This is a genomic window from Campylobacter sp. MG1, assembly GCF_026616895.1.
GTDB lineage: Bacteria > Campylobacterota > Campylobacteria > Campylobacterales > Campylobacteraceae > Campylobacter_E.
On record NZ_JANYME010000047.1, the window covers coordinates 1 to 437 of the forward strand.

Below are 437 nucleotides of genomic sequence, written 5' to 3' on the forward strand. Positions count from 1 at the left end.
TTTAAGAGATAGTGGGGTTGATGTTATCATAGGTTTAAAAGAAGATGGGCAAAGTTGGAGTAAAGCTCAAAATGCTGGTTTTGCTGTAAAAAGTGTTAAAGAAGCTACAAAAGAAGCTGATGTGATTATGATTTTAGCACCTGATGAGCTTCAAAGTGATATTTTTAATTTAGAAATCAAACCGCAATTAACATCTGGAAAAACTTTAGCATTTGCTCATGGCTTTAACATACATTATGGTCAAATTATTGCCCCAAAAGATATTGATGTGATTATGATTGCACCAAAAGCACCAGGACACACCGTAAGACATGAATTTAGTATAGGTGGTGGGACTCCTTGTTTGATAGCTGTACATCAAGATGAAAGTAAAATGGCTAAAAAATTAGCTTTAAGTTATGCAAGTGCGATTGGTGGCGGAAGAACAGGTATTATAG

Annotated in this window: 1 pseudogene; it reads left to right on the top strand. The window is 35.0% G+C overall.

The features are described 5' to 3' along the window. A pseudogene (locus NY022_RS09625) lies at positions 1–437 on the top strand (ketol-acid reductoisomerase); the annotation flags it as partial.